Source organism: Streptomyces sp. NPDC046931 (assembly GCF_040644655.1).
Classification (GTDB): Bacteria; Actinomycetota; Actinomycetes; order Streptomycetales; family Streptomycetaceae; genus Streptomyces.
Genome location: NZ_JBEYWX010000004.1, coordinates 392,058 through 406,346 on the forward strand (window position 1 = coordinate 392,058; position 14,289 = coordinate 406,346).

At 73.7% G+C, this 14,289-nt stretch carries 13 protein-coding genes; 7 read left to right on the forward strand and 6 right to left on the reverse strand.

Going from position 1 to position 14,289, the window contains the following annotated elements; translation table 11 throughout:
- Nucleotides 1-36: 36 nt before the first annotated feature.
- Nucleotides 37-2,613 (forward strand): helicase-associated domain-containing protein, encoded by a 2,577-nt coding sequence (locus tag ABZ876_RS11495; protein ID WP_361777950.1) that lies wholly within the window; start codon nucleotides 37-39, stop codon nucleotides 2,611-2,613.
- 64 nt (nucleotides 2,614-2,677) lie between these two features.
- On the forward strand, nucleotides 2,678-4,321 hold the full coding sequence (locus ABZ876_RS11500) for a DNA repair helicase XPB (protein ID WP_361777952.1): 1,644 nt from the start codon (nucleotides 2,678-2,680) through the stop codon (nucleotides 4,319-4,321).
- Nucleotides 4,322-4,367: 46 nt separating this feature from the next.
- Here the strand turns inward: ABZ876_RS11500 and ABZ876_RS11505 are convergent, their stop codons facing one another.
- Complete coding sequence (locus ABZ876_RS11505) at nucleotides 4,368-4,556, reverse strand: hypothetical protein (protein ID WP_361777955.1); 189 nt, start codon at nucleotides 4,554-4,556, stop codon at nucleotides 4,368-4,370.
- 415 nt (nucleotides 4,557-4,971) lie between these two features.
- Here ABZ876_RS11505 and ABZ876_RS11510 point away from each other — a divergent pair, with 415 nt between their 5' ends.
- Nucleotides 4,972-6,936 (forward strand): UvrD-helicase domain-containing protein, encoded by a 1,965-nt coding sequence (locus ABZ876_RS11510; RefSeq protein WP_361778147.1) that lies wholly within the window; start codon nucleotides 4,972-4,974, stop codon nucleotides 6,934-6,936.
- An 11-nt stretch (nucleotides 6,937-6,947) separates the two neighbouring features.
- On the opposite strand, the gene ABZ876_RS11515 is transcribed toward ABZ876_RS11510, so the two are convergent.
- Entirely contained in the window at nucleotides 6,948-7,643 is a 696-nt protein-coding gene (locus ABZ876_RS11515) for a copper homeostasis protein CutC (protein ID WP_361777958.1), read from the reverse strand.
- A 232-nt stretch (nucleotides 7,644-7,875) separates the two neighbouring features.
- Between ABZ876_RS11515 and ABZ876_RS11520 the strand changes: the two genes are divergently transcribed.
- Nucleotides 7,876-8,538, forward strand: coding sequence for a hypothetical protein (locus ABZ876_RS11520; protein WP_361777961.1), 663 nt, complete (start codon nucleotides 7,876-7,878; stop codon nucleotides 8,536-8,538).
- A gap of 10 nt (nucleotides 8,539-8,548) precedes the next feature.
- Entirely contained in the window at nucleotides 8,549-9,625 is a 1,077-nt protein-coding gene (locus ABZ876_RS11525; RefSeq protein ID WP_361777964.1) for a GNAT family N-acetyltransferase, read from the forward strand.
- On the opposite strand, the gene ABZ876_RS11530 is transcribed toward ABZ876_RS11525, so the two are convergent.
- Both ABZ876_RS11530 and ABZ876_RS11535 read right to left on the reverse strand, forming a co-directional pair.
- Complete coding sequence (locus ABZ876_RS11530; protein ID WP_361777966.1) at nucleotides 9,614-9,904, reverse strand: DUF4031 domain-containing protein; 291 nt, start codon at nucleotides 9,902-9,904, stop codon at nucleotides 9,614-9,616. The two genes, ABZ876_RS11525 and ABZ876_RS11530, sit on opposite strands and share 12 nt — an antisense overlap.
- Nucleotides 9,901-10,284 (reverse strand): hypothetical protein, encoded by a 384-nt coding sequence (locus ABZ876_RS11535; protein WP_361777969.1) that lies wholly within the window; start codon nucleotides 10,282-10,284, stop codon nucleotides 9,901-9,903. Before ABZ876_RS11535 ends, ABZ876_RS11530 begins: the two co-directional genes overlap by 4 nt.
- A 56-nt stretch (nucleotides 10,285-10,340) precedes the next feature.
- Here ABZ876_RS11535 and ABZ876_RS11540 point away from each other — a divergent pair, with 56 nt between their 5' ends.
- Both ABZ876_RS11540 and murQ read left to right on the forward strand, forming a co-directional pair.
- A complete protein-coding gene (locus ABZ876_RS11540) occupies nucleotides 10,341-11,294 on the forward strand; it encodes a MurR/RpiR family transcriptional regulator (RefSeq protein ID WP_361777972.1) in 954 nt (317 codons plus the stop codon).
- Nucleotides 11,295-11,347: 53 nt separating this feature from the next.
- Nucleotides 11,348-12,283 (forward strand): N-acetylmuramic acid 6-phosphate etherase, encoded by a 936-nt coding sequence (gene murQ / locus ABZ876_RS11545; protein WP_361777975.1) that lies wholly within the window; start codon nucleotides 11,348-11,350, stop codon nucleotides 12,281-12,283.
- A 49-nt stretch (nucleotides 12,284-12,332) separates the two neighbouring features.
- Here murQ and ABZ876_RS11550 read toward each other — a convergent pair whose 3' ends face one another.
- Together ABZ876_RS11550 and ABZ876_RS11555 are read right to left on the reverse strand one after the other, a co-directional pair.
- Nucleotides 12,333-12,983 carry a DedA family protein gene (locus ABZ876_RS11550; protein ID WP_361777978.1) on the reverse strand — a complete coding sequence of 217 codons (651 nt, stop codon included), beginning with the start codon at nucleotides 12,981-12,983 and terminating at the stop codon, nucleotides 12,333-12,335.
- A gap of 178 nt (nucleotides 12,984-13,161) precedes the next feature.
- On the reverse strand, nucleotides 13,162-14,289 hold the full coding sequence (locus tag ABZ876_RS11555; protein WP_361777981.1) for an NADH:flavin oxidoreductase: 1,128 nt from the start codon (nucleotides 14,287-14,289) through the stop codon (nucleotides 13,162-13,164).

The window sequence follows — 14,289 nt, forward strand, 5'->3', positions numbered from 1 at the left end:
CCCCTTCCGTGGGTGTCACCCGCTACCGTTGACCGGATGACCCCCGAGGAGCGCTCACGCAAGGAGGCCGCGGGCAAAGGCGCCGCCGCGCCCCGCTCGCTGGCCGAATCCCTGCGTGCGCGGGACGACGCCTCCCTGTCCGCCCTGCTGCGCGCCCGCCCGGACCTCATCACCCCCGTCCCCACCGACCTCACCCAGCTGGCCACCCGAGCCGCGACCCGCGCGAGCGTCGTCCGCGCGCTGGAGCGCCTCGACCGGTTCGCCCTCCAGACGGCGGAGGCTCTGGCCGTGGCCCCGGACCCGGCGTCGTACGACGAACTGCTCGGACTGATGGCCGGTGACGGCGGCGCGGAGGCCGACCCGGTCGTCGCCGAGTCCCTCCCCCGCGCCCTCGCCACCCTGCGCGAGCAGGCCCTCGCCTGGGGCCCCGACGACCGCCTCCGCCTCGTGCGCACGGCCCGGGAGCTGCTCGCCCCCTCCCCCCAGCACCCCTCCCCCACCGGTCTCGGCCCCACCGTCGCCGAGGCCGGCTCGGGCATGTCGCCGGGCCGGATCCAGGAGATCCTGACCGCCACCGGGCTGCCGACCACCCATGACGCCGTCTCCGCGGTGGCCTCCCTCACCGCCCTGTTCACCGACCGCGCCCGAATGGCCGCGCTCCTCGCCACCGCCCCCGCCGAGTCCCTGGAGGTGCTGTCGCGCCTGGTATGGGGACCGCCGTACGGCCAGGTCACCGCTGATCCGGCGCCGCGGCTGCGCTGGCTCCTGGACCACGGACTGCTGCTGCCGACCGCCCCGGGGACCGTCGTCCTCCCCCGTGAGGTGGCGCTGCACCTGCGCTCCGGGCGGGCGCACCGGCACACCGAGCCGCTGCCGCCCGCCCTCGCCACCGCCGCGAGCCACCGGCCGCAGATGGTGGACGCCACGGCGGCCGGCCAGGCGTACACCGCGCTCGCGACCGTCGAGGAGCTGCTGAAGGACTGGGACGAGGGAGGGCCGTCGGTGATGCGCGCGGGCGGTCTGAGCGTGCGGGACCTGAAGCGGACGGCGGTGGCGCTCGACGTGCCCGAGCCGTTGGCCGCCTTCTGGGTCGAACTCGCCTACGCGGCGGGGCTGCTGGCCTCGGACGGCGAGGCCGACGAGCGGTACGCGGCGACCCCCGCGTACGACGAGTGGCGGGAGCTGCCGGCGGCCGAGCGCTGGAGCCGGCTGGCCACGGCCTGGCTGCCGGCGACACGCACCCCTGGCCTGGTCGGCGGCCGGGACGCGAAGGACCGCGCGCTCTCGGCGCTCGGCCCCGGCCTGGACCGCTCGGCCGCTCCCGAGGTCCGCCACCGGGTGCTGACGCTGCTCGCCGGACTGCCCGAGGGCGCCTCGCCCGCCCCCGACTCGGTGCTGGCCCGGCTGCGCTGGGAACGCCCCCTGCGCGGAGCCCAGCCCGCGGCCGACGATCTGCGCGGGCACCTCGCGGAGTGGACGCTGTCCGAGGCGGAGCTGCTGGGCGTCACCGGCCGCGGCGCCCTGTCCGCGCACGGCCGCGCCCTGCTCGGCGAGAGCCCGGAGCACGCGCCGGCCGCCGAGCCGGCCGGCCCCGGCGACAAGCTTCCCGTCCACCACCGGCACCACCCTCCCGCGCTCCGCGAGCCCCTCACGGCGGCCGAGCAGGCGGCGGCCGCCTCCCACGCCGCACGGCTGCTCGCCCCGCTGCTGCCCGAGCCCCTGGACCACGTGCTGCTCCAGGCGGATCTGACGGCGGTGGCGCCCGGCCCGCTGGAGCGGCCCCTGGCCGACATGCTCGGGGTGCTCGCGGACGTCGAGTCGAAAGGCGGCGCGACGGTCTACCGGTTCACGCCCGCCTCCGTGCGCCGCGCCCTGGACGCGGGGCGCAGCGCGACGGATCTGCACGCGTTCCTCGCCGCGCACTCCCGTACCCCGGTCCCCCAGCCGCTCACCTATCTGATCGACGACATGGCGCGCAGGCACGGGCACCTGCGCGTCGGGGCGGCCTCGGCGTACGTGCGCTGCGACGACGACACGGTGCTGAACGAGATCCTCGCCGACAAGCGCTCGGCCTCACTCCGTCTGCGCCGGCTGGCCCCGACGGTGCTGGCCGCGGGCGCCGACCCGGCGACGCTCCTGGAGGGACTGCGCGCCCTGGGCTTCGCCCCTGCCGCGGAGTCCGCGGAAGGCGATGTCCTGATCACCCGGGCCCACGCCCACCGGACCGGGCCCCGCACTCCGCCGGAGCCGGTCCCGGAGGGCCCTCCGGTCCCCGACGCGACGCTGCTGACCGCGGCCCTGCGCGCCGTCCGGGCCGGCGACCTGGCCTCGACGACTCCCCGCAAACCCGGCCCGGCCCCCGCCGCCGACGGCGACCCGCCGCGCACCACCTCCGCCGAGACCCTCGCCACCATGCAGGCCGCCGTTCTCACCGGCAGCGCCCTGTGGATCGGCTACGTCAACGCCGAGGGCACCGCGTCCCAGCGGGTCATCGCCCCGCTCCGGGTGGAGGGCGGGTTCGTCACGGCGTACGACCACACGGCGGACGAGGTCCGCACCTATCCGCTGCACCGGGTCACGGGAGTGGCCGAGCTCGCGGACGACCAGCCCTGATCGCCTCCGGATGAGGCACACTGGACGTTTGACCGTGCAGAGCCGTGCAGAAAGGCAGCCGCGCGTGAGTGGTCCGCTCATCGTTCAGTCCGACAAGACCCTGCTCCTGGAAGTCGACCACGAGCAGGCCGACGACTGCCGTCGGGCCATCGCGCCGTTCGCCGAGCTGGAACGGGCGCCCGAGCACATCCACACCTATCGGGTGACCCCGCTCGGGCTGTGGAACGCGCGGGCCGCGGGGCACGACGCCGAGCAGGTCGTGGACGCCCTGGTGCAGTACAGCCGCTATCCGGTGCCGCACGCGCTGCTCGTCGACATCGCCGAGACCATGGACCGGTACGGGCGGCTGACCCTCAGCAAGCACCCGGCCCACGGTCTGGTCCTGACGACCACCGACCGGCCCGTCCTGGAGGAGGTGCTGCGGTCCAAGCGGATCATCCCGCTGGTCGGGGCCCGGATCGACCAGGACACCGTGGCCGTGCATCCCTCCGAGCGCGGGCAGATCAAGCAGGTGCTGCTCAAGCTGGGCTGGCCCGCCGAGGACCTCGCGGGGTACGTCGACGGCGAGGCGCACCCCATCGAGCTGGCCGAGGACGGCTGGGCGCTGCGGCCCTACCAGAAGCAGGCCGTGGAGAACTTCTGGCACGGCGGCAGCGGCGTCGTCGTGCTGCCCTGCGGTGCCGGCAAGACCCTGGTCGGCGCCGGGTCCATGGCCCAGGCGAAGGCGACCACCCTCATCCTGGTCACCAACACCGTCTCCGCCCGGCAGTGGAAGCACGAGCTGGTGAAGCGGACCTCGCTCACCGAGGACGAGATCGGCGAGTACTCCGGTACGCGCAAAGAGATCCGCCCGGTCACCATCGCCACGTACCAGGTGCTCACCACCAAGCGGAAGGGCATCTACCCGCATCTGGAGCTGTTCGACTCCCGGGACTGGGGTCTCATCGTCTACGACGAGGTGCACCTGCTGCCCGCGCCCGTCTTCAAGTTCACGGCGGACCTCCAGGCGCGCCGGCGGCTCGGGCTGACCGCGACGCTGGTGCGGGAGGACGGCCGCGAGTCTGACGTCTTCTCCCTGATCGGGCCCAAGCGGTTCGACGCGCCCTGGAAGGAGATCGAGGCCCAGGGCTACATCGCGCCCGCCGACTGCGTGGAGGTGCGGGTGAACCTCACCGACTCCGAGCGGCTCGCGTACGCCACCGCCGAGCCGGAGGAGAAGTACCGTTTCTGCGCGACCACCGACACCAAGCGGAAGGTGACCGAGGCGCTGGTGCGGCGCTTCGAGGGGCAGCAGATCCTGGTCATCGGCCAGTACATCGACCAGCTGGACGAGCTGGGTGAACACCTGGGCGCGCCGGTCATCAAGGGCGAGACCTCCAACCTGCAGCGGGAGAAGCTCTTCGGCGCCTTCCGCGAGGGCGAGATCAACGTGCTCGTCGTCTCCAAGGTCGCGAACTTCTCCATCGACCTGCCGGAGGCGACCGTCGCCATCCAGGTGTCGGGCACGTTCGGATCACGGCAGGAGGAGGCCCAGCGGCTGGGGCGGGTGCTGCGGCCCAAGGCCGACGGCCACCAGGCGCACTTCTACTCGGTGGTCGCCCGCGACACCATCGACCAGGACTTCGCCGCCCACCGCCAGCGCTTCCTCGCGGAACAGGGCTATGCCTACCGGATCGTGGACGCGGACGAACTGCTGACAGGGAACTGACGGCGAGGTCGAGGGAGCGGGCGAGGCGGCGCTCGGCGAACCGTCGTCAGCGACGGCTGCGAACGCCCGCCTCCTCGCCGTACTCGCCGAGGACGACCACGTCGATCGCGGCGCCCAGGAACACCTTGACGGCGCGCAGGGCATCGCCGACGACATGGCGGCGGTGCTGCTCGTCGAGGGCGGTCGCGCCGGACGGCGGGCCGTGCCGGGCGGGGGTGAAGGTTACTGCGCTCATGTCTCCATGGTGGAACCGCCGGCCCCGAATGGCGTCGGTCCAAGGACGTAACCTGCGGGGCGGTTCCGTACCCCTTCCGGCAGCCCCCGTCGTACTCCGGAGGGACCTCGTCCCCTAGGGGTGGCCGACAATTCCCACCGGGCCCGCGACCTGAGGCGCCGGGAAAACCGTTGGGCGCCACGGGCGCCCGTCGCCTAAAATCTCCTGTCTTGCCCGCCTCCCTTCACGGAGAGCCGTCGTCCGGACGGAAACCGGACGGCACCATCGCAACCGTCACCGCGCCGGCCCACCGCACCGGAGGCAGCTTTCCGTGTCCACCCCGTCAGCCCCGGACTCCACGTCCGCTCCGTCCGAGACCGGCCCCCTCTCCCGCGAACGCGCGCATCTCGCCGCCTCCCGGGCCGCGCTGCGCGCGATGCGCGAGGACGTGGAGAACCTCGACATCAGCGACGTCACCGCGAACTGGGTCAACGCCGAGGTACTGGCCCGCCAGATCGACGAGCGCATCAAGGCCCTCGCCGACCTCAGCCACACTCCGCTGTTCTTCGGCCGCCTCGACTACCTGCACGCCCCGGGGGCCGACCGTGCGGAGGGTGCCGAGGGCGAACGGTTCTACATCGGGCGGCGGCACGTCCACGACGCCGACGGGGACCCGATGGTGATCGACTGGCGCGCGCCCGTCTCGCAGCCGTTCTACCGGGCCTCGCAGAAGGACCCGATGGACGTCGGGCTGCGCCGCCGCTTCGGCTACACCGGCGGCGAGCTGACCGCGTACGAGGACGAGCACCTGTCCGACCCCGCGGAGGCCGCCACCACCAGCAAGCTGCTCCAGCAGGAGATCGAGCGCCCGCGTGTCGGCCCGATGCGCGACATCGTGGCCACCATCCAGCCCGAGCAGGACGAGATCGTGCGGTCCGGGCTGTCGGGAACCGTCTGTGTGCAGGGCGGTCCCGGCACCGGTAAGACGGCCGTCGGCCTGCACCGGGTCGCCTACCTCCTCTACGCGCACCGCGAGCGGCTCGCCCGTACCGGCACCCTCGTCATCGGTCCGAACGCATCCTTCCTGCACTACATCGAGCAGGTGCTGCCCGCGCTCGGCGAGCTGGAGGTGAGGCAGGCGACGGTCGACGACCTCGTCGCGCACGTCGAGGTACGCGGCACGGACAGCGCGGCGGCCGCCGTCGTCAAGGGCGACGCGCGCATGGCGGAGGTGCTCCGGCGCGCCGTGCGCGCGCAGGTGACGATGCCCACCGAGCCCGTCGTGGTGGTGCGGGGCTCCCGGCGCTGGCGCGTGCCCGCGTACGAAGTGGAGGAGATCGTACGGGAGTTGCTCGACCGGGACATCCGCTACGGCGCCGCCCGCGAGGCCCTGCCGCAGCGGATCGCGCACGCCGTGCTCGTCCAGATGGAGCGGGCCGGGGAGGCACCGGACGACCGGGTGCAGGACGCCGTGGCCCGCAGCACCGCCGTGAAGGCGGCGGTCAAGGCGATCTGGCCGCCGGTCGACCCGGCGAAGCTGGTCCTGCGGCTGCTCACCGACGCCGACTTCCTCGCCGAGCACGCGGCGGGACTCCTCGACGAGGACGAGCGGAAGGAGATGCTCTGGACGAAGCCGGTGCGCTCGGTGAAGTCCGCCCGGTGGTCGCCCGCCGACGCCGTACTGATCGACGAGGCCACCGACCTGGTGCAGCGCACGCACTCGCTCGGGCATGTGGTGCTCGACGAAGCGCAGGACCTCTCCCCCATGCAGTACCGGGCGGTCGGCCGGCGCTGCACCACCGGTTCGGCGACCGTCCTCGGCGACCTCGCCCAGGGCACCACTCCCTGGGCGACGCGCAGTTGGCAGGAGGCACTCGCACACCTGGGCAAGGCGGACGCGCTGATCGAGGAGCTGACGGCCGGTTTCCGCGTGCCGACGGACGTGATCACCTACGCCTCCCGGCTGCTGCCGCACATCGCGCCGGGACTCACACCGGTGGCGTCGGTGCGCGAGAACCCGGGCTTCTTCGAATTGCGTACGGTCACGGACGCCGCCGATGTGGTCGCCGCCTGTGCGGAGTCGCTTGGCCACGAGGGCTCGACCGGCCTGATCGCGGCCGACGCCCGGATCCCCGTGCTCGCCGAGGCGCTCGCCGCCGCGGGCATCGGCTACCTGGGCCCCGGCGAGGAGACGACCCCTGAGACCCGGCTGACCCTGGTCCCGGCGTCGCTGGCCAAGGGTCTGGAGTACGACTACGTGGTCCTCGACGAGCCTCAGGCGGTCGTCGACGGCGAACCCGACGAACGGACGGGCCTGCGCCGCCTGTATGTGGCCCTCACCCGTGCCGTCTCGGGCCTGATCGTGACCCATGCGGCCCCGCTGCCGCCTCAGCTGGGCTGAGGGAACCGGGGTTACGGCCGGCCGTCGAGGGCGGTGCGCCACTGCCGTACCGCCTGCGCGGAGACGGGTGCGGTCCAGCCGTCCGGGCGGGCCGCGCCGCCGATGTGGAAGGCGTCCACGCCGGCGGCGCGCAGCGGCGGAACGTGCTCGAGGCGGAGGCCGCCGCCGACCATGAGCCGCTGGGTGTAGCCGGGTTCGCCGCGCCGGGCGGCCTCGGCGACGAGGGTGGGCAGGCCGTCGTCCACGCCGTCCGCCGAGCCCGCGGTGAGATAGGTGTCCAGGCCCGGCAGATCGGCGAGCTGCTTGCGCAGGGCCTCCCGGTCGGCGGCGTGGTCGATCGCACGGTGGAAGGTCCAGCGGCAGCCGTCCAGCTCCGCCAGCAGCCGCTCCACGGTCTCCAGATCGGGCCCGCCGTCCTCGCCGAGGAACCCGAGCACGAAGGCGTCGGCACCGGCCGCGCGCAGCTCGCCCGCGGCACGGACCAGCGCCCCGGTGTCACCGGCCGCGAACCCGTCCCGCTTCCGGAGCATCACACGCAGCGGGATGTCGACGGCGGCGCGGATTCCGGCGAAGACCGCCACCGGCGGGGTGAGCCCGTCGGCGGCCATGTCGGTGACCAGCTCGAGGCGGTCCGCGCCTCCGGCCTGGGCGGCGACCGCGTCCTCGGGCCCGAGGGCGATCACCTCCAGGACTGCACGCGTGCTCATAGGACCCCTTCCGTCGGTGTTCCCTGGAGCGACTATAGGTCTAGTCCAATCCAAGGGTACGCCGCCCGGGGAAGCCGCTGCAGCGTCAGCTCGACCTCATCCGGACGCCGGACCGCCGCCGGGCCCCCGACCCGGCGCGAGGACGGTGGTCCGGACGCGTTCGCCACCGAGGCGTCACTGAGCTGGGCAGCCGCACACCGTCTCCACGCAGGACCCGGGGGAGAATGACGGCATGGCCGATCCAGACGACCTGCGCGCCCGTTTCGCCCGTGCCCTGGAAGGAGCCCGCGGCCCCGGCGCCGGCCCCGACCCGGCGCCGTACGCGGAGAACCTGCTCTCCCGCTGGCGGGAGCCGCAGCGCCGGTACCACACGCTTGCGCATCTCACCGCGGTCCTCGACCACATCGATGTGCTGGAGGAGTACGCGCACGATCCGGACGTGGTGCGGCTGGCCGCCTGGTTCCACGACGCCGTCTATCTGCCCGACCGCTCCGAGAACGAGGAGCGGTCCGCCCGCCTCGCCGAACGCGCTCTTTTCGAGGCCGGAGTCGCCGGGGACCGGACCGCCGAGGTCGCCCGGCTGGTCCGGCTCACCGTCACGCACGACCCGGCCGACGACGACCGCGACGGCCAGGTCCTGTGCGACGCCGACCTCGCGATCCTCGGCTCGCCCCCGGCCGCTTACGCCGCCTACACCGCCGCCGTCCGCGAGGAGTACGGCTTCGTGCCGGGCGACGCCTTCCGCGAGGGCCGCGCCGCGGTCCTGCGCGAACTCCTCGCCCTGCCCCGGCTGTTCCGCACTCCCTACGGGCAGGGCCGGTGGGAGGCGACGGCGCGGTACAACATCGGCTCGGAGCTGGAAATGCTGTCGACCCCGGGACCGGCGACCTCCTAGCCTGCTCACCATGCGCATCATGGGCGGGGAACGAGTGGAAGAGGCCGTCGCGAGCTGCACGGGCCTGCTGCGGACGGCGACGGACCTGGACTGGGAGGGGGTGAAGGCCGGGCGTCTGGAGTGGAGCTGCCGCCGGACCGCGGAGCACATCGCGAGCGATCTCCTCGCCTACGCGGGGCAGTTGGCGGGGCGGCCCCAGGACGCGTACGTCCCCTTCGACCTCACCCTCGACGAGGGCACCGGCCACGCGGGTGTCCTGGACGTGATCGAGACGACCGGCGCCCTGCTCGCCGCGGCCGTCCGGACCACCCCGCGCGAGGTGCGCGCCTTCCACCCGTATCCGTTCCGCAGCGTGAACCGTGAGGGCTTCGCCGCGATGGGCGTCGCCGAAGTCCTGCTGCACACCCATGACATCGCCGAGGGCCTGGGCCTCGCCTACGAGCCGCCCGCCGACCTGTGCGAGGACGTCTTGAACCGGATCTTCCCGCAGGTCCGGCCGGGTCCGGACGCCTGGCCCACCCTGCTGTGGGCCACCGGGCGCGGTGACCTGCCCGGCCGTGCCCCGGTCACGGAGTGGCGCTGGCACAACACCCCGGTGGTCCCGGCGGAACGCCTGACGCTCGAGGGTGTCACGCCCGCGGCCGCCCGCGATCTGTCCCTGGGCGGCGACGGGGGGTTCGCATGGATCGAGGGCGGGCCCTTCCAGGGCACCCGGGAGGCCGCCGGGATGGTGACCGCCGCGTACGAGGACGGGGCGTACCGGCCGGAATGGGGCCTCTACGTCCTCGTACGGAAGGAGGACGGGCGCGCGGTGGGCGGAATGGGCTTCCACGGCGCCCCGGACGGGGAGGGACGCGCGGAGGTCGGGTACGACCTGGCGCCGGCCGCCCGGGGTCACGGCTACGCGACCGAGGCCCTGCGCGCGCTGGCGGCCCGCGCCCTGGCCCGGGAGGACGTCCACACCCTGCTCGCGGTCGTGGACGGGGACAACCTCGCCTCGCACGGGGTGGTGGCGCGCGCCGGGTTCCGGCGGACGGGTGCGGCCGGCGAGGACGGCACCCAAGTGGCGTACGAGCTACGGGGCTGACCGGCGCGCCGCGGTGTGCGTCCGGCGCTTGCGCCGGCGCAGACCGGAGGCGTGCAGCAGACGCACCACCTCGCGGCTGTCCACCTCCACCGCCCCCGCCCGGACGGCCTCCGGGTACCGGTGGGCGGGCAGATCGTAGTGGTCGCGTTCGAAGGCCCGGCGGGGCACGTCCAGCCGCTCGGCGAACCGGTGCAGTTCGTCGTAGGAGACGTCGCTGATCAGGTGGGACCACAGACGGCCGTGGCCCGGCCAGGTGGGCGGGTCGATATAGACCGTCACGAGGACGCCATTCCGCCCGTCGCCCTCCCCAGCGAACCCACCGCCGCGACCTTCACGCCCGCCTTCGGGCACACCCAGTGCGGGTCGGGGCCGAGTTCGGGCTCGACGTCCAGGGCGTGCGGGTCGCCGGAGCCGCAGACGGGGCACAGCGGCCAGCGGCCGTACCGCTCCAGCAGCGCGTCCTGGACGTCCTGGGCGATCAGCCCGGCCACATAGGCAGCGCCGTCCGGCCACTGCTCGACCCACCAGCGGCGCTGGACGACGGAGTCCTCGACGAGCGAGACGACGTCCGCCTCGGCGACCTCTCCCGCGACCAGGTCGGCGAGCACCAGGGCACGGGCCGCATGCAGGGACTGCTCCAGGGGGCTGATGGGATCCATGTCCCCATTGTGCGCACTCTTGACCGGACGTCCGAACGGAAAATATCTTTCATAGTGTGGCCAATCGCGTGAAGGGAATTTTCTCGGGTTCGCCGGGGCCGGGTGTGGCGGGCCGGGACGCGCCGCCCGCCCCGGCCGCGCTCGCCGCCAAAGTGCGCACTCTGGCGCCCTCCATGACCCGGTCCATGCAGCGCGTCGCGGAGGCCGTCGCGGGCGACCCGGCCGGGTGCGCGGCGCTCACGGTCACCGGGCTCGCCGAGCTGACCGGCACCAGCGAGGCCACCGTCGTGCGCACGGCCCGACTCCTGGGCTACCCCGGCTACCGCGACCTGCGGCTCGCCCTCGCCGGCCTCGCCGCCCAGCAGCAGTCGGGCCGCGCCCCGTCCGTCACCGCCGACATCGCCGTCGACGACCCGATCGCGGACGTCGTCGCGAAACTCGCCTACGACGAGCAGCAGACCCTCGCTGACACGGCGGCCGGTCTCGACACCGTGCAGCTCGGCGCCGCCGTCGCCGCGCTCGCCGCCGCCCGCCGTATCGACGTGTACGGCATCGGCGCGTCCGGGCTCGTCGCCCAGGACCTCGTCCAGAAGCTGCTGCGGATAGGGCTCATAGCCCATGCGCCCGGCGACCCGCATCTCGCCGTCACCAACGCCGTACAGCTGCGCGCCAAGGACGTGGCGATCGCGATCACGCACTCCGGTTCCACCGGCGACGTCATCGAACCGCTGCGTGTGGCCTTCGAGCACGGGGCGACGACCGTCGCCGTCACCGGCCGCCCGGACGGGCCCGTCACGCAGTACGCCGACCATGTCCTGACCACCTCCACGGCGCGGGAGAGCGAGCTGAGGCCGGCCGCGATGTCGTCCCGCACGAGCCAACTCCTGGTGGTCGACTGCCTGTTCGTCGGTGTGGCGCAGCGGACGTACGAGACCGCCGCACCGGCGCTGTCCGCCTCGTACGAGGCCCTGGCGCACCGTCACCACCCGCGGGGCGGAAGGAAGCGCTAGCCCCTGCCCGTCCTCCCTCCAGAGCAGTGCCGTACCGGAAAGAGCCACACCCGATGACCTCCTCGCCCCACCCGCGTGATCTGCGAGCCGAGCTGGAGACACTGACCACCGAGGCGTTCCGCCCCGAGCTGGCCGCCATCGACCAGCTTCCGACGCTCGAGATCGCGAAGATCATGAACGGTGAGGACGCGACCGTTCCGGCCGCGGTCGCCGCGCGGCTGCCGCAGATCGCCGCCGCGATCGACGCCGTCGCCGAGCGGATGGCCCGGGGCGGCCGGCTGGTGTACGCGGGCGCGGGCACGGCCGGGCGGCTCGGGGTCCTCGACGCCTCCGAGTGCCCGCCCACCTTCAACACCGACCCCTCCCAGGTCGTGGGCGTCATCGCGGGTGGGCCCGGCGCGATGGTGACATCGGTGGAAGGCGCGGAGGACTCCCGGGAGCTGGCGGCCGAGGACCTCGACGCGCTGCGGCTGACGGCCCGTGACACGGTGGTCGGCGTCTCGGCCTCGGGTCGGACCCCCTACGCGGTGGGCGCGGTGGAGCACGCCCGGGCGTGCGGAGCGCTGACGGTCGGCCTGTCCTGCAACGCGGACAGCCCTCTCGCGGCGGCCGCCGACCACGGCATCGAGATCGTGGTCGGCCCCGAACTGCTGACCGGCTCGACGCGGCTGAAGGCGGGCACGGCGCAGAAGCTGGTCCTCAACATGCTCTCGACGATCACGATGATCCGGCTGGGCAAGACGTACGGGAACCTGATGGTCGACGTCCGCGCCTCCAACGAGAAACTGCGCGCCCGCTCCCACCGCATCGTGGCGCTGGCGACGGGAGCGGGCGACGAGGAGATCGAACGCGCTCTCGCGGCCACGGACGGCGAGGTCAAGAACGCGATCCTCACCATCATCGGCGGAGTGGACGGCCCCTCGGCGGCCCGGCTCCTCGCCGAGAGCGACGGCCACCTGCGCACGGCCCTGGAGAAGGCGGCGGGCTGACCCGCGGACCGTCGGACTGTCCCCGGCGGCGCCCCAGACGGGCGGGTCGTCACGCCTGTCCCCCGTTCCGGCGCCCGGCCGTGCCCTTGCGACGGCGGTGCAGATGGCGGGCGACGAGGAGCACGACGAGCACGGCCAGGGCGAGGAGCACATACAGCTCGTAGCGGCGGGCCGCCGGGTACAGCGTCTCCAGGTGCGCTCCGGCGAGGGCGCCGAATGTGACCCAGACGCCGACCCACAGGGCGGCGCCGAGGACGTTGAAGAGGAGGAAGCGCCGCCAGGACATCCCGGCCAGCCCGGCGATGATGCCGTTCGCCTGGCGCAGCCCTTCGATGAACCTCGCCACGCTGACGATCTTGCCTCCGTGCCGGGTGAAGAAGGCCTCCGCCTTGGCGACCCGTGCCGGGGTGAGCAGCACATGGCGGCCGTAGCGCTCCACCACCCGGTGGCCGCCGAAGCGGCCGATCGCATAGCCGACGTTGTCGCCGAGGACCGCGGCGAGGAAGGCGACGACGGCCACCAGGACGATGTTCAACCGGCCCGCGCCCGCGTACACGGCGGCGACGATCAGGGTGGTCTCGCCGGGCGCGGGTACGCCGAAGTCCTCGACGAACACCAGGGCGGCCACGGCCGGATAGCCCCAGTGGTCCAGGATCGGCGCCACATCGGCGAGAACTCCGGGGAGCGGGGGCTCGGTCATCGGCGATCTCCCGTGCGGCTGGACTTCGGCGGTCGGCACCGTTCTTCATGGTCCAGCACACGAGTGCCCTCGAGGGAATTCCCGCGCGCAGGCGCCCTTCGTCACCGGCCCCGCCCTCCTTCGGTCCGGAGCCTTACGGCCCCACGCCCCTCGGGGCGCGGGGACCGCCCGGCCCGGATCAGTGCAGGGTCTTCAGCGCCGCCGCGTCGTACGGCGTCAGGTCGTCGAAGCGGCCCGCCAGGACCTTCGCCGCCCACTCGGGGTCCTGGAGCAGGGCGCGGCCGACGGCGACCAGGTCGAACTCGTCCGCCTCCAGGCGGTCCAGGAGGTTGTCGATGCCCTTGACCGGGGCACCCTCGCCCGCGAAGCCGCGGATGAAGTCGCCGTCCAGGCCCACCGAGCCGACCGTGATGGCCGGCTTGCCCGTGAGCTTCTTGGTCCAGCCCGCCAGGTTGAGGTCCGAGCCGTCGAACTCCGGCAGCCAGTAGCGGCGCGTGGAGGCGTGGAAGGCGTCCACCCCGGCCGCGGTGAGCGGGGCGAGGATCGCCTCCAGCTCCTCGGGCGTCTCGGCGAGCCGGGCGTCGTAGGCCTCCTGCTTCCACTGCGAGTAGCGGAAGAGAACGGGGAACTCCGGCGAGACCGCCTCCCGCACGGCGGCCACGATCTCCGCCGCGAACTGAGTACGGGCCACCCGGTCGCCGCCGTAGGCGTCGGTGCGGCGGTTGGTGCCCGCCCACAGGAACTGGTCGACGAGGTAGCCGTGGGCGCCGTGGATCTCCACGCCGTCGAAGCCGATGCGCTCGGCGTCGGCCGCGGCCTGGGCGAACGCGCCGATGACGGCGTCCAGATCGGCCCGGTCCATGGCCTTGCCGGTGACCTCGGTGCCGCCGATGCGCAGACCGGAGGGGCCTACAGCGGGGGCCTCGGCGAACGGGGGCTGACCCTGCTCGCGGACCATGCCGATGTGCCACAGCTGCGGGACGATCGTGCCGCCCACCGCGTGCACCGCCTCGGCGACCTTCGCCCATCCCGCCAGCTGCTCCTCGCCGTGGAAGCGGGGCACGCGGTCGCTCTGACCCGCCGAGTCGTGGCCCACGTATGTGCCCTCGGTGACGATCAGACCGACACCGGCGGCGGCCCGGCGGGCGTAGTACGACAGCACGTCCTCACCGGGAACGCCGCCCGGGGAGAACATGCGGGTCATCGGGGCCATGACGATCCGGTTCGGGACGGTGAGGCCGTTGAGGGCCATCGGCCGGGACAGGATCCGGGCCGCGCGGGAGGCGGGGGGCGTGGTGACGGTCAC

Excerpts from the sequence above, each read along its gene's own strand:
- ABZ876_RS11495 (WP_361777950.1), top strand. The coding sequence starts at position 37 with ATGACCCCCGAGGAGCGCTCACGCAAGGAGGCCGCGGGCAAAGGCGCC.
- ABZ876_RS11505 (WP_361777955.1), bottom strand. The coding sequence starts at position 4,556 with ATGAGCGCAGTAACCTTCACCCCCGCCCGGCACGGCCCGCCGTCCGGC.
- ABZ876_RS11510 (WP_361778147.1), top strand. The coding sequence starts at position 4,972 with ATGCGCGAGGACGTGGAGAACCTCGACATCAGCGACGTCACCGCGAAC.
- ABZ876_RS11515 (WP_361777958.1), bottom strand. The coding sequence starts at position 7,643 with ATGAGCACGCGTGCAGTCCTGGAGGTGATCGCCCTCGGGCCCGAGGAC.
- ABZ876_RS11520 (WP_361777961.1), top strand. The coding sequence starts at position 7,876 with ATGGCCGATCCAGACGACCTGCGCGCCCGTTTCGCCCGTGCCCTGGAA.
- ABZ876_RS11525 (WP_361777964.1), top strand. The coding sequence starts at position 8,549 with ATGCGCATCATGGGCGGGGAACGAGTGGAAGAGGCCGTCGCGAGCTGC.
- ABZ876_RS11535 (WP_361777969.1), bottom strand. The coding sequence starts at position 10,284 with ATGGATCCCATCAGCCCCCTGGAGCAGTCCCTGCATGCGGCCCGTGCC.
- murQ (WP_361777975.1), top strand. The coding sequence starts at position 11,348 with ATGACCTCCTCGCCCCACCCGCGTGATCTGCGAGCCGAGCTGGAGACA.
- ABZ876_RS11550 (WP_361777978.1), bottom strand. The coding sequence starts at position 12,983 with ATGACCGAGCCCCCGCTCCCCGGAGTTCTCGCCGATGTGGCGCCGATC.